At 34.0% G+C, this 14,289-nt stretch carries 17 protein-coding genes; 12 read left to right on the top strand and 5 right to left on the bottom strand.

What is annotated here, in order from left to right:
- Positions 1–154 precede the first annotated feature (154 nt).
- Complete coding sequence (locus tag JFL43_RS07605; RefSeq protein ID WP_200748528.1) at positions 155–748, top strand: TetR/AcrR family transcriptional regulator; 594 nt, start codon at positions 155–157, stop codon at positions 746–748.
- The gene (locus JFL43_RS07600) at positions 741–1,829 is read left to right on the top strand and encodes a DUF418 domain-containing protein (RefSeq protein WP_200748527.1); all 1,089 of its coding nucleotides are present in this window, start codon (positions 741–743) and stop codon (positions 1,827–1,829) included. Before JFL43_RS07605 ends, JFL43_RS07600 begins: the two co-directional genes overlap by 8 nt.
- 208 nt (positions 1,830–2,037) lie before the next feature.
- Here the strand turns inward: JFL43_RS07600 and JFL43_RS07595 are convergent, their stop codons facing one another.
- Entirely contained in the window at positions 2,038–3,777 is a 1,740-nt protein-coding gene (locus JFL43_RS07595; protein ID WP_200748526.1) for a methyl-accepting chemotaxis protein, read from the bottom strand.
- A gap of 342 nt (positions 3,778–4,119) precedes the next feature.
- Between JFL43_RS07595 and JFL43_RS07590 the strand changes: the two genes are divergently transcribed.
- The 3 genes from JFL43_RS07590 to JFL43_RS07580 all read left to right on the top strand — a co-directional run bounded on the left by JFL43_RS07590 (position 4,120) and on the right by JFL43_RS07580 (position 6,445).
- Complete coding sequence (locus JFL43_RS07590; RefSeq protein WP_100795508.1) at positions 4,120–4,638, top strand: YhcN/YlaJ family sporulation lipoprotein; 519 nt, start codon at positions 4,120–4,122, stop codon at positions 4,636–4,638.
- 321 nt (positions 4,639–4,959) lie between these two features.
- Positions 4,960–5,394, top strand: coding sequence for a MarR family winged helix-turn-helix transcriptional regulator (locus tag JFL43_RS07585; protein WP_200748525.1), 435 nt, complete (start codon positions 4,960–4,962; stop codon positions 5,392–5,394).
- Positions 5,395–5,467: 73 nt separating this feature from the next.
- Positions 5,468–6,445, top strand: a complete 978-nt coding sequence (locus JFL43_RS07580) for a ring-cleaving dioxygenase (RefSeq protein ID WP_200748524.1) — start codon at positions 5,468–5,470, stop codon at positions 6,443–6,445.
- 47 nt (positions 6,446–6,492) lie between these two features.
- Here JFL43_RS07580 and yidC read toward each other — a convergent pair whose 3' ends face one another.
- Positions 6,493–7,251 (bottom strand): membrane protein insertase YidC, encoded by a 759-nt coding sequence (gene yidC, locus JFL43_RS07575; protein ID WP_200748523.1) that lies wholly within the window; start codon positions 7,249–7,251, stop codon positions 6,493–6,495.
- Between the two features lie 37 nt (positions 7,252–7,288).
- Positions 7,289–7,567: a hypothetical protein gene (locus tag JFL43_RS07570; RefSeq protein ID WP_200748522.1), complete on the bottom strand. Its 279-nt coding sequence runs from the start codon at positions 7,565–7,567 to the stop codon at positions 7,289–7,291.
- A gap of 205 nt (positions 7,568–7,772) precedes the next feature.
- On the opposite strand from JFL43_RS07570, the gene JFL43_RS07565 reads away from it, so the two are divergent.
- From JFL43_RS07565 to JFL43_RS07535, 7 genes are all read left to right on the top strand, one after another.
- Positions 7,773–8,936: an iron-containing alcohol dehydrogenase gene (locus JFL43_RS07565; protein WP_200748521.1), complete on the top strand. Its 1,164-nt coding sequence runs from the start codon at positions 7,773–7,775 to the stop codon at positions 8,934–8,936.
- Positions 8,937–9,284: 348 nt separating this feature from the next.
- Positions 9,285–9,578, top strand: coding sequence for a hypothetical protein (locus tag JFL43_RS07560; RefSeq protein WP_100795512.1), 294 nt, complete (start codon positions 9,285–9,287; stop codon positions 9,576–9,578).
- 295 nt (positions 9,579–9,873) lie between these two features.
- Positions 9,874–10,299 carry a DMT family transporter gene (locus JFL43_RS07555; protein ID WP_100795513.1) on the top strand — a complete coding sequence of 142 codons (426 nt, stop codon included), beginning with the start codon at positions 9,874–9,876 and terminating at the stop codon, positions 10,297–10,299.
- Between the two features lie 49 nt (positions 10,300–10,348).
- Complete coding sequence (locus tag JFL43_RS07550; RefSeq protein WP_200748520.1) at positions 10,349–11,047, top strand: Crp/Fnr family transcriptional regulator; 699 nt, start codon at positions 10,349–10,351, stop codon at positions 11,045–11,047.
- Positions 11,048–11,073: 26 nt separating this feature from the next.
- Positions 11,074–11,535 carry a DMT family transporter gene (locus JFL43_RS07545; protein ID WP_200748560.1) on the top strand — a complete coding sequence of 154 codons (462 nt, stop codon included), beginning with the start codon at positions 11,074–11,076 and terminating at the stop codon, positions 11,533–11,535.
- The gene (locus JFL43_RS07540; protein ID WP_200748519.1) at positions 11,532–12,221 is read left to right on the top strand and encodes a YjjG family noncanonical pyrimidine nucleotidase; all 690 of its coding nucleotides are present in this window, start codon (positions 11,532–11,534) and stop codon (positions 12,219–12,221) included. The genes JFL43_RS07545 and JFL43_RS07540 overlap by 4 nt, the downstream gene beginning before the upstream one ends.
- Positions 12,222–12,519: 298 nt before the next feature.
- Entirely contained in the window at positions 12,520–12,855 is a 336-nt protein-coding gene (locus JFL43_RS07535; protein ID WP_200748518.1) for a zinc ribbon domain-containing protein YjdM, read from the top strand.
- A gap of 450 nt (positions 12,856–13,305) precedes the next feature.
- Here the strand turns inward: JFL43_RS07535 and JFL43_RS07530 are convergent, their stop codons facing one another.
- Positions 13,306–13,629 (bottom strand): hypothetical protein, encoded by a 324-nt coding sequence (locus JFL43_RS07530; RefSeq protein ID WP_200748517.1) that lies wholly within the window; start codon positions 13,627–13,629, stop codon positions 13,306–13,308.
- Positions 13,630–14,035: 406 nt separating this feature from the next.
- A complete protein-coding gene (locus JFL43_RS07525; RefSeq protein ID WP_234447646.1) occupies positions 14,036–14,257 on the bottom strand; it encodes a helix-turn-helix domain-containing protein in 222 nt (73 codons plus the stop codon).
- Between the last annotated feature and the right edge of the window lie 32 nt (positions 14,258–14,289).

Below are 14,289 nucleotides of genomic sequence, written 5' to 3'. Positions count from 1 at the left end.
GTTCTTATTCAAATTACTTCCTATACAAAGCCAAAATGAAGTCAGCAAATGACATCATTTTGGCCTATTCTTTTTATTGGAAATTAATACTTGAAAAGGGATTTATTCCGGTTTATAATTTACCTAACGATAGGTCGGTAAAAGGAGAATTGATATGGAAAAAAATACAGATACACGTTTAGCTATTATGAATACGACTTATCAATTGATTGCGGAGCACGGTATTCAAAAGGCAAGTTTTGCGCTCATTGCGAAGGAAGTTGGTATTTCAAAGCCATCCATCTATTATTATTTTGATTCAAAGAACGATATGATCTATCAACTATTTGAACAATTTTGTTCAGAAATTAGCTTCCAGCATTTTTTCAATGCTGAGCATTTTACACAGGAGCAATTCTCTACACAGTTAATAGAAGTTGGCTTTCAAATGATTCAAGAACAAGCAAATGATCCTTATTTCGGCAATGTGATGAAGGAATTTTTGTCATTAGCTGCGAGAGATGATTCTTATAAGGGACGCTTTATTGAATTGCAACAGGACTATTTAAAAGGCTTTGAGCAGCTATTATTAAAAGCTGCCGATTGGAGTTTAATTCCTTTATATTCTTTAACCGAAAAGGCGCATATTTTAGCTCTTGTCATCGATAATATCGGGAATTTTATGATGCTTGATGATACGGTTGATTATCGAAATATATGGAAAACAGCTGTTCAACTCGTCTTCTTGGAGGATGGATTACATGGGTAAAACGCAAGCTCGCATTACGGGTCTAGATTTGGCTCGTTCATTAGCGATGTTCGGCATGTTCATTGTGAATTTTTCTGTTATTACGGGTGCAGAGACTAATGGACCTAACTGGTTAGTACGATTGACTTTTCTTTTTGAAGGACGTGCATCAGCCCTTTTTGTATTACTTTCTGGTATTGGTATTGCGTTAATGACGCGCAGAGCTAGAGAAGGAAACAATCATCAACAGATTCAGGGTATGCGTATTGTCATTTGGAAGCGAGCGTTATTTCTATTTGTAGCAGGTTTGGGATTATATATAGTCGGGTGGACCGGTGATATCCTCCACTATTACGGCAGCTATTTATTTTTCATAGCGTTCTTAATTGGCTTCCGTAAAAGGGTACTCTTATTCATAGCGGTAGTCATTATTTTAGCCGCACAAAGCTTGCAGATAACACTCGATATGTTTGTAGGCTGGCAACCTGAAGCATTGTATATGAAGTATGTAGATTTTTGGACTATTAGTGGATTTTTGCGTAATCTATTCTTCAATGGCTATCACCCAATTTTTCCATGGTTTGCTTTTGTATTAATTGGTTTCGTTATTGGCAGCCTTGACTTAAAAAGTAACCAGACGCGCCGTAAGCTATTGTTGTTAGGGATAATAAGTCTTGCGATTGCAGAGATTTTGTCGAAAGCGCTGATAGCTCAAACTGCCTCTGCTTTAACTACAGAAGTAGCGGAATTTTTGTTTAATACAGGACCTATTTTACCAAGTATTCTTTATATTATTTCTGCGAGTGGTTCAGCCTTAATCATTTTAATAGCTACCCTATACATCACTGAGCGATATACCAAAAGTAAGCTTGTTACATCCATCATTGCCTCTGGGCAGATGACATTAACGCATTATATCGCACATATCCTCATTGGAGTTAGTTTTTTAGAATGGATTTGTCAAGCTGAGCACCCATCGCTATTCGTTATATATGGCTATTGCATTCTGTTCTATATTTTATGTATTGTATTTAGTACACTTTGGAAACAGAAATTCTCAAGAGGTCCAGTTGAATGGTTGATGAGAAACTTGACTAAATAGCTTAAACGTAAAAATTTTTGTACCGCTTCTATCAATCTGTAAACACGTGTAATTAATAAAATTTTAAGAATAAATCACATTTATATTATTTTTGTTGTTGATATAGATATATCTAATTACAGATGCCGATATAAAAAATGCAAATAAAGGCGGTTTTCGTTTTATATTTAACGAAAAGCCGCCTTTAGATTTTCTATTATGAGTAATACTACATTTTGAATTTGCTAACTAAATCTTGCAATTCAACAGCAAGCTTAGATAATGATTTTGTAGAAGAAGTGACTTCTTGCATTGCTGCTAATTGTTCTTCTGTTGTTGCAGCAACTCTTTGAGAATGCTCAGAAGCTTCTTTTGTGGCGTGTGTATTGTTTAGGACAGTAGCAGCTACTTCTTGAGCACTAGCGGACATTTCTTCTACAGTAGCGGCCATATCCGTTACTTTTTCTTTCATATCTTGCAACTCATCGACGATTTCCTTAAAGCTTGTGTCTGTTTTGCTGACAATAGCTAGTCCATCTTGTACCTCTACTTTAACGTGATTCATCGATTCTGTAGAGCGAGACATGTTTAGTTGAATATCTTTTATTAAATTTGAGATTTGCTGAGAAGATTTTTGAGATTGTTCCGCAAGTTTACGAACTTCCTCTGCAACGACAGCAAATCCTTTACCATGTTCACCTGCACGTGCGGCTTCGATGGCAGCGTTTAACGCTAGTAAATTCGTTTGATCAGCAATATCAGTAATTACTTTAGAAATCTCTCCTATTTCATTTGAGCTTGAATCAAGTAACTGCAGTACTTCACCGCTTTCATTTACTTTTTGATTGATGGAGTTAATTTGTTTTACTGTTTGTTCAACGTACATATTTCCTTGTTGCGCTTGTGTAGTAATCATTGTGCCAGCTTCAGAAATATCTGCAGAGTTTTCAGCTAAATTTTGAATTGCTAAAGTCACCTCTTCGAGAGATTGTGAACTTTCTAGTAGACTGTTTGTACTTTCTTCTGAGCCGTTTGCGATAAGCTGTATTGAATTTGTTATTTCTTCTGTAGCTTTGCTAGTTTCATCTGCGACAGCGGTTAGTTGTTCAGATGAAGATGCTACATGCTCTGATGATTGATTAATTTGAATAAGAAGCGCCTTCATATTCGATTTCATAGTATTATAATCATTTGTCAGTAGACCAATTTCATCATTTGAAGTAACTTTTACATCGGCCCCTGAAAAATCACCAGAAGCTGTTCGATTTAGTTCGCGACTAATTTGGATAACTGGTTTCGTTAATCTACTAGAAAAGATATACGCGATAATGATGCCAATAATAATAGCTACGACCCCAATAATACTAGTCATGATAGCAACTTTTGAGGCACCGCTGTTAAATTCTTTTTCAAATGATTTGGTAGTAACAGTCCATCCCCAATTAGGCTCTTTCTGGGCATATGCTATATTTCCTTCAATTTTATTTGTTTTGGCATTCATCCATTTGTAAGTAATGTAACCGCCTTTTTCTCCAGCCTTTAAAAGCTCTTTTCCAATTAATATGCCGTCTTCTGTTTCTTTATTCATGAGTTCCGCACCTTCGTTTCGTGGGTCCATCACGTTAACAGCATTTTCATCAATTGCATAAGCAAAACCGCTTTCTCTGATTGTATATTCATCATTTATAGGTCTTTTATTGTCAGCGTCTTTTTTTCCGAATAATTGAACTCTTAATTTTTCTTGCGCCTCTTCTAAGGTAAGATTTCCAGCTTCAACTTCTTGATTTAATACAGAAATCATAGCGATGACCATGTTTGTATTTTGCTGAAGCTCCTCTTTTCCAGCTTCAGTTAGTTCATTTTTTGAAGTAGTGTATGTACTGATTCCAATGATAATTGTAGGAATTATTAATAGAAGAGTACATAAGATAATTACTTTTTGTTTAAGTGACATGTACATTTTGTTCATAGTTAGTCTCCTCGTATATGGTTTTACATCTATTTATATATTGTTCGTTCATTATAAATAAAAGTAGTTTTATTTTGTGTGACTTTTCTCACAGTCTTTTGTTATTATCGACATTTTTCTCCAGTTATTAATGAAGCTTTCTTAGTGATTTTAAAATTTAGTAAGCGATGCAAAATTCTAATGTATTTTCTATTTTTTGTAGTTTAAAACAAATCATACGGTGCGAAATAGTTAAAAGTTGTGTATTTATATTAAATTTTTTAAATATCTGTTCGAACAAAGAATAATCATTAAAAAATAGTGCACTCTATCCTTACTTAAATATTTAAAGGAGGATTTTAATTGAGTAAATTATTACAAATATCTTTAGCAGCGCTTCTCATAAGTTCTTTAGCTGGATGTGGGGCGAATAAAAAAGTCGATGAGACTGTCAAAAATGATACGGAGACCAATGTAACAGAGAACAGAGCAAATGAATCGACCAACAATACAGAAACACCTACAGAAAAAACACCGACTACTAATCATGAAAATAAAATAGAATTGGCGGATGATGTAGCGGATAAAATTACAGAAATGGAAGAAGTGGAAAGTGCAAATGTTCTTGTAACGAATAAGAATGCGTACGTGGCGATTAGGCTAAAAGAAGGCGTTAATGGAAATAAACAGATTGAGGATAAGATTGCAGATCAAGCAAGAGCTACGAATGCTAATTTTAAAAATGTGTATGTGTCATTGAACCCTGATTTTGTGAAACAAATGAATGAATATGGGGAAAAAGTTAGGGCTAACGAGCCAGTTGAAGGGTTTTTCAATGAATTTTCCAATACGGTAAAAAGAGTGTTTCCTAATGCACATTAGACAGAGCGGAATAGAGGAGAAAAGTTTTATTTACCGATCAATTTAAGTATATAATTGATAAAAGTGATCGATTGAAGCATATTTATATAATTTTAAAGCTTGTTTTGAATAATCCTTTTCAAAACAAGCTTTTTTTATTGAATGAATGTAGAAGGTTTTAATATCGTTGGTAAATGGTACCTATTTTATAATAGTGATTATTTGTCCAATGCACCAACAATAAAACACTATTGTTGACAGTATTAATTATCTCTGATAAATTTATCTTTAATTCAAGATATTTTAATTTGAGATAACTGTATCCTTCGAAAGGAATTAAATATGATACAAGTAAATAATAAACTTAAAGCACTGACAGTATTGCTTCGAGCATCTCAAACTGTTCAAGAAGTCTTAAGGAAAGACATACTTCAATATGGTTTACACCAAACTGAATTTGCTGTTTTGGAATTGCTTTATCATAAAGGTGAGCAACCTATACAATATATTGGTAAAAAAATATTAATCACGAGTAGTAGTATTACCTACGTAGTAGATAAATTAGAAAAAAAAGAGTTAGTGCGTCGCAAAGCATGTCCTGATGATCGTCGAGTAACTTATGCGGTCATTACAGAATCGGGAAAAGCTTTTATAGATAAGGCGTTTCCAGAACATGAAAAGAAAGTGGAAGCTATCTTTGATGAATTATCTGAGGATGAAGTAGAAGTTATCATTAATCTGCTAAAAAAAGTTGGTCATCACGCAAAGAAAATGTAATTTTTTTATCATATACATTGAAATCGAGATATATAGAATTAGAGTATTAACTATTATTTTGGAGGAATGGAAAATGAACCACTTAAAAGGAATTCACCACGTAACAGCTATTACGAGTAGTGCAGAAAAGAATTATGAATTTTTCACTTATGTTTTAGGTATGCGCTTAGTAAAGAAAACAGTTAACCAAGATGATATCCAAACGTATCATTTATTTTTTGCGGATGACGCAGGTAATGCAGGGACAGATATGACTTTCTTCGATTTTCCTGGTATTCCTAAAGGTGTACATGGTACAAATGAGATATCAAAAACATCTTTCCGTGTACCAAGCGACATGGCATTAGATTACTGGGTAAAACGTTTTGACCGATTAGAAGTAACACATACTGGAGTTAGCGAGCAATTTGGTAAAAAGACGCTATCATTTGTTGATTTTGATGATCAACAATATCAATTGATTTCTGATGAAATTAATAAGGGTGTTGCTTCTGGTACACCGTGGCAAAGTGGGCCTGTCCCTCTAGAATATGCAATTACAGGCTTAGGGCCGATTTTTATTCGTATCGCTAATTTTGAATATTTTAAAGAAATGATGGAGAAAGTTCTACTGTTTAAAGAAATAGCTAAAGAAGAATCATTTCATTTGTTTGAAGTTGGTGAAGGAGGAAATGGTGCACAAGTAATTGTCGAACATAATACGATTCTTCCTCAAGGACAACAAGGTTTTGGTACAGTACATCATACTGCATTCCGTGTTGAAGACCGTTCTGTTTTGGAAGAATGGATTAAACGGATAGAAGGTTTTGGATTTAATACGTCTGGCTATGTTAATCGTCACTTTTTCGAGTCATTATACGTAAGAGTTGCGCCTGGAATTTTATTTGAATTTGCAACAGATGGCCCTGGATTTATGGGAGATGAGCCTTATGAAACGCTTGGAGAGAAATTATCTTTACCTCCATTCTTAGAACCAAAACGTGAAAAAATTGAAAAATTAGTGCGTCCAATTGATACAGTAAGAAGCACAATAGAATTTAGTAAGGAATAAAAAGGATGGATTAGTTCCATCCTTTTAATAATTTTTCTATTATTTAATTATTTATCGGGAATTTTAATATAATTATGCGAAATAAATTGCTGCAAAATCAGCACTAATGCACCAACTGCCCAGTATAAGGGAAGAACGGATGGACTGCTAAAACTAAATATCATAATCATTATGGGAGATAGTAAACCCATTATACGCATTTGCTTTTGTTGTTCTCCATTCATGCCTTTTAGGGAAGATTGGGATTGCAGAAAGTAAAGTGCTCCAGCCAACAAAGTCATAATAAGATCTGGTGTTCCAAGATTAAACCAAAGGAAATTCTGCGTTGCAATTAATTGATCTCCTCGTATTGCGAGATAAAGTGCCATTAAGATGGGCATTTGAATGAGTAATGGAAGACAACCCAAATTCATAATTGAAATATCGCTTTTCTTATAGAGAGAAAATATCTCTTGTTGATATTTCATTTGTTCTTCTTGGTTAGTTGATGCATTTGCTTTTTTCTGCAAAGCATCCATTTCAGGTTTTACTTTTGCCATTTTAAGTTGCATCATCTTCTGACCCTTATAGTTTTTTAACATCAGTGGTAACAGAAGTAAACGGATAATTAGCGTAATAGCAACAATAGCTAAGCCATAGCTTCCATTTAAATGATGAGCCAAAAAGTGTATGCCATCCATAAAAGGGATTACAAAATGTTCATGGAAGAAGCCTAAGTCTTTAGCACCTTTTTCATTTGAAGCACAACCTGTCAAGACGAACAATGCAATTAATAAATATGTTGACCAACCAAAATACTTTTTCAATTTATTTCCTCCTTTTGATTTATAAATAACTTATCAATCAAAAGGGAATATTTTCTTCGTTATCTTGCCCTGTATAAATACACTTAACTCTCCATCTCAAGAGTGGCGGTAGCCAAGCAAATACAACTTCCAAGATTGTTGATTTTACATTTTCCTGCATATACCATTTATGTCGATAATGAAATTGATAGCACCATCTATGAAAATAAAACACAAAAGAGAAAAGGAGTAAGGGCACAGTTAAATATGCCTGCTCTGCTAAATGAGCAAAGTAAAGCCAATCACTTAATAGCCCAAATAATAATTCCAAAAGCATTTACACCCCTCCATCTTTTAAATAGTTCTGTGAATTTATAGTAACATAGATTATTTCTACATTCTTTAATAAAAAGCATAATTTAAATTACTTCTCGTATTGAGCATTTTATTCTTCAAATTACTAATAAGCTGGTATTGTTATTTATACCAAAAAAATCTATAATAGGAATGAAAAGGGATAATGATGGAGGAGGATATATAAAATGCAAAATTTTACTTTTTGGAATCCTACAAAACTAATTTTTGGGCAAGGACAGTTAGAGCAGATAAAAACCGAGGTGCCGAAATATGGTAAAAAGGTATTAGTTGTTTATGGTGGCGGAAGTATTAAACGAAATGGTCTATACGACACTGTAATGACTACGTTAGTTGAAATTGGCGCAGAAGTTTTTGAGCTACCTGGAGTAGAACCTAATCCTCGACTTACAACAGCTAGAAAAGGGATTGATATTTGTAAAACTGAAAATATCGATTTCATTTTAGCAGTTGGTGGCGGTAGTGTAATAGATTGTACGAAGCTTATTGCAGCAGGTGCAAAATATGATGGAGATGCATGGGATTTAGTCGTTAAAGAAGCATTTGCAACAGAAGCTCTTCCATTTGGGACGGTATTAACACTAGCTGCAACAGGCTCTGAAATGAATGCTCTTTCTGTTATCACGAATTGGGAAACTCGAGAGAAAGATGGTTGGGGAAGTACTGTGACATTCCCACAATTTTCAATTTTAGATCCAGTTAATACTTTCTCGGTTCCTAAAGATCAAACGATTTATGGCATGGTAGATATGATGTCGCATGTATTAGAACACTATTTCCATCTTGAAGAAAACACTCTTTTCCAAGATCGTATGTGCGAATCATTATTGTTAACGGTCATGGAGACTGCACCAAAGTTGTTAAATGATCTTGAAAATTATGAGTATCGTTCTACAATTTTATATAACGGGACTATGGCGTTAAATGGAATCTTAAATATGGGCTATAGTGGAGACTGGGCTTCTCATTATATTGAGCATGCTGTTTCTGCAGTTTATGATATTCCTCATGGGGGTGGACTTGCGATTATATTCCCTCATTGGATGGAACACAATTTAAAAGTGAAACCAGCACGATTTAAACAATTAGCTGTACGAGTATTTGGTGTTGATTCTGAAGGGAAAACTGATGAAGAAGCAGGATTAGAAGGTATTCAAAAACTTCGCGAATTCTGGAACAGCATCGGTGCCCCATCACGTCTAGCTGATTATGATATTGATGATAGCAAACTAGAGATTATGGCAGACAAAGCAATGATTTATGGTGAATTCGGTAATTTTGCGAAACTGAACAAAGAAGATGTAATGGATATCTATCGCGCATCATTGTAATGTTGGAAAATTAGATTATATATATTTGAGCCATTGAGAGAATGATCTCTTAATGGCTCTTTTTTATGTATTTAATGGTATTATTTCATAACAGGCGTGTTGATCAACTAATTTTAACCATTATCATTAAAATGATAGGTTGATTTCCGCTACGGGACGCTTGCTTTCCGCGGGCAAGTATCCTCCGCTACAATCAATTAAAAAATGTAGTAACATAGGTTAGCATTGAACATAAAAAATCCACTTTAACGGTAAATAACAACCTAATATTCCCCTAATCAACACACCTGATTTCATAAGATACTATCGTTTGATATGAATATAAATTAAAAAGGGGATAAATGTAATATGTATGAGCAAAAAGATAAAGAGAAAGATTTACCTTGGTATTTGAGAAGTAATCCTTCTATTGCTATATCATTTTTAGCTCCACCAATAGGATATTTAATAATTCTTCTAAATTTAAAAAAGATGGATAAAGAAACGAAAATAGATCGCTTTACATTTGCTTCTATTATGGCTGCAATTTGGTCTTTAAAATTTTTACCGAGGAATGCTTTTGGGATTACAATTGTAGTTCTAACATTTTTATTCTTTACATTTTTATTAATTTGGAAGGCATATAGTTCTTTGAAAAAATGATTTTGGTAGTGATGAAATGCTGTGTTGGGATAATGGAGCTTTTAGCAAATAGTAAGGAGAAGTTCCCACGATAAATCGGAACGAAATGGTTCAGCTTGCTAATCGCGTGTAGAGCATAAGCATCTATAAAGCAAGTTGTAAATTAATATAGCAAGAATAGCCTCAAATTGCGGATACTCAATAATCCCTTTTGGGGTTTTTATATGTAGTGAAATGCAGTAGGGACATATGTCCTTTTCAAAATAAGTGTATGTGTTTTTTAATAGAGAGAACAGTTTGAATGGGGGAGAGGAACATGCGAGGAATTATTTTTGCGTTTTTAGGGGGGGCCTTTATTACGCTACAAGGGGTAGCTAATGCGCGGATTAGTCAAGATATTGGTACTTGGCAAACTGCGACAATAACGCAATTCACGGGATTTGTAATGGCTTTACTAATCTTCCTTTTTGTCAGAGATGGCAGCTTGCAAATGTTCAAAAAAGTAAAACCATATTATTTGGTTGGTGGGGCATTTGCCGCCATAATTATTTTTAGCAATATTTCGGCAATTCATCGGATTGGTGTTACGCTAACTATATCAGCAGTTCTCATTGCCCAGCTCGGTTTAACTTTTTTCGTTGATATTAAAGGTTGGTTTGGTGTGGCAAAACAACAGATGAAGTTACCACAGTTTATCGGTATTGGAATGATGGTAGCGGGAGTTATTGTTTTAGGTTTATAAGAAACGTTTAGAACGACTAAGATGAAAGTATAGGAGGCGGAGATGGTTCATGAAGAAAATAGAGAATCGTGAGCAACTCAATCACTATTTAAAAGCTTATCAATTAGAATCCATTTTCAATGAATCTTTAATAGAGCATTTATCACTGTACAGCTTCGATCAAGGTGAAGATATTTGTTCGCAGGGAGATTCTTCGCATTATCTTTATATACTTGTGAAGGGGAAAATCAAAGTTTTTACTACCTCCTTGGAAGGTAGAAAGTTAATACTCTCTTTTAAGAATCCACTTTATCTAATTGGAGATATTGAATACGTTCAAGATATAGATATCATAAATACAGTTGAAGCTGTTTCGCCTGTTATTATGATAGGTATTCAATATCAATGGCTAAAAAAGTATGGGAGCGATTATACGCCATTATTGCAATTCTTACTCGAAACCGTTTCAAGAAAATTTCATATAAAATCAAACTTTTTTAGCTTTAATTTGCTATATCCAGTAGAAGTACGATTAGCTAGTTATCTGTTGTCCATTTCTTTTGATGAATCCGATGCACAATATGATGGAGGACTAAGTACAAATAGTTTAAGAGATGTAGCGGATTTAATTGGAACGAGTTACAGACATCTCAATCGAGTTATCCAGCAATTATGCAAAGAAGGGTTAATTGAACGTACGAAAGATTCAATCCACGTAACAGATCGTGAGGCATTGAGCACGCTTGCCAATCACAATATTTATGAATGAAATAAACGTAGAGAGGAGTAGCGATGATGATTGTAGGGTTAATATTAGCGCTTGTAGCAGGTTCATTAGTTGGTTTGCAAAATATTTTTAATAGCAAAGTAAATGAACATACAGGTTCTTGGGCTTCAACAACATTGGTGTTAGGAATGGGGTTTTTAGCATCACTGATGGTGGGGTTAATTGTTGAGGGTGGAAACTTATTTAATTTACAGAATATGCAACCATGGTATTGGTTCAGCGGGTTAATCGGTGTTGGCGTCGTTACCTGTATTTTGAATGGTATTAAATTGCTTGGTCCGACATATGCCATTTCAATTTTACTGTCATCACAACTTTGTTTCGCATTATTATGGGACTCACTAGGCTGGTTTGGTCTAGAGCAAGTGCCCTTTACGCCCCAAAAGTTACTAGGTGTATTGATCATAGCTAGTGGCATAATCGTTTTTAAATTTGGTGATAGAACAGTAGAAGCGGGGGAGCAATTTTGAAAAAATATCAAACTTTATTATTTGATGTAGACGATACAATATTAGATTTTGGCGCAGCAGAAAAGGAAGCTTTGCATTCCCTTTTTAAGGATCAAGAAATTCTCTTAACGGCCGAAATTGAAGCGCATTATAAAGAAATCAACCAAGGTCTATGGAGAGCCTTTGAAGAAGGGGAAATTGACCGTAATGAGGTTGTAAACACCCGCTTTGCTCTTTTATTCAATAAGTACGGTAAAGAAGTTGATGGTGCCGCATTGGAAAGGAATTATCGAATCCATCTAGAAGAAGGACATCAGCTTATCGAAGGTGCCATGGAATTAATCACAAGCCTTCAAAATAAATATGATTTATATGTAGTGACAAATGGTGTTTCCAAAACACAGGATAAACGTTTACGAGCTTCAGGATTACATTCCCTATTTAAGAATATTTTCGTTTCAGAGGATACGGGCTATCAAAAGCCTATGAAGGAATACTTTGACTACGTCTTTGCGAGAATTCCTCATTTTTCAGCTGAAAACACATTAATTATCGGAGATTCCTTAAGTTCGGATATTAAAGGTGGACAGCTAGCTGGTATAGATACATGTTGGCTCAGCCCTCAAATGAAGCTGAATAATACCGAAATTATTCCGACCTATCAAATTCAAAAGCTTGATGAGCTGTATCGAATTCTATACAGATAAAGGTATTGCAACAGAAGAATTTTCATATAGGAGCGCCCGAAATTACAACTAAAATAGCTGTGATTTCAGGCGCTTTTTATGGGTGAAAATAGAGAGAGGATAGGAGTAATTAAAGAGTATTTTGTTTTTTTGAAAAAGGGGAAGTGAAGGAAGGCTTGTCAATATGAGAAGACTATGACAGTATATAAGCATATATGGAACAACCTATATACTTTTTGTAAATGTCCAGCTCGTAATAGCTATTTTGACGAAGCTGTAAAAAGGAAATAGAACGATAACGAATGGAGGAAATGCAATTATGTTAGATTTACCAAATTGCCCAAAATGTAATTCAGAATACACTTATGAGGATGGAAGTCTTTTTGTCTGCCCAGAATGTGCGCATGAATGGACTTTAGAAACTGAAGATATTGAAGATACAAATGTGATTAAAGATGCAAATGGAAATGTTTTAAATGATGGTGATAATGTCACGGTGATCAAAGATCTTAAAGTAAAAGGCAGTTCATCAGTACTGAAAATAGGCACAAAAGTGAAGAGTATCCGCTTAGTTGATGGAGATCATAATATTGACTGCAAAATTGACGGCTTTGGAGCTATGAAACTAAAATCTGAATTTGTTAAAAAAATATAACTTAGGATTGCGGATAAGAGAACTCATTTTGCTTCTTGTTTTTTCAAAATGGGTTCTTTTTTCTATTTTATTCTTATTCGTTAAATTAGTATTTTGTGAACAAGGGCTATAAATTAATTATCTTTCTCCTACTTATCTTTTAACACAGGCTGCCACCTAGTTATTTTTATACTTTTTATCGATAACTCTCGCCACTAAAATAGCCCATAAAACCATTAATAGAGTTACACCAAAATATAAAGAAATACTTTCAAATATAAATGCGACAATATAGACTAAACCAATGAGTACTGGGCCAAATAGTAATATTTTTTTTATATTAGAATTCCTCCTATTTGTACTATGAAAATGGATTGGTGATGCAAACAGCGCCACTGGAAAATCCGGCTAACCCCGACATAAACAGTCTAAAACAACCACAGTAAATACGTATTGATCATCCACCTTATATTACTTGGATTTCAAAATTTCCAATGCAAGTGGTTTACAAAGTTTTTGTTCAATAAAAATTGGTAGTATCTCTGTTGAATTTACATTTGGACCTACTACTGTATTCATTATTAAATCAAAATCATTATAAGTTAAATCATTGGCAGATAGTTCAAATGAGTATTCAGGAAAGTCCTGTTTTAATTTATCAATCATGCCTTCATATTTTTCTCCACCGTATTTAACAGTTGAAAAAAACGTCATAAACGTAGTTATAAACTCTTGTTGTCGATCCGTTAAATCATTGGATTCTGACCAACTGCTAAATGTAACTTCACTTTTCATTGAAAAACCTCCCTCTATCAATTATACATATATAGGAAGAAGAATATAATGAGCAAAAAACACTATGTATTTTTATTTTGCAAAAGACAGGGAATATGAAAGGGCATTAAAGTTCGCACGAACATAAAAAAGACAACAAATTCGGGAATGGAAATAGTAAGTGCCTGCTTTACGTAGGAAATGCACTTATATAACTCGCCCTCTATTTGTTGCCTTGTTATAGAGATTATCCGTTTTTAATTCAAATATGTGGAGACTTATCCTCAATATAAATACATTCCCTCTTTTTTATAAATTTGGGGTTTACCATAATGACCTTCCGGCTTCCTTATTAGAACCAAATCATTAGCATATCGTAAAGAGGGACGCTTATGATTAAGAAACTATAAAATCGGTTTATAGTATATTAATCAATACTATATTCAATAAATTCAAAGAAATCAGGTGTTTTTATATCTTGTAGGTAATTTAGTTTTTCAAGAATTTTCATACTAATTTCTTGTTCTAAATCCTCTCGTTCCTGCATACGAGTATGATGCAAACTTTTTTTAATAGCAGGTCTGAAAATTTCTAGTAAACGTTCTAGATCTTTGTTTTCTACTTGATGCAAAATTTCATTTTCCATCATGCTCCCCCATTTCTTTATTAATTTAAATAATA

This window comes from Viridibacillus soli, assembly GCF_016612995.1.
GTDB classification, from domain to species: Bacteria; Bacillota; Bacilli; order Bacillales_A; family Planococcaceae; genus Viridibacillus; species Viridibacillus soli.
This window is presented reverse-complemented; position numbering and strand designations above follow the sequence as displayed.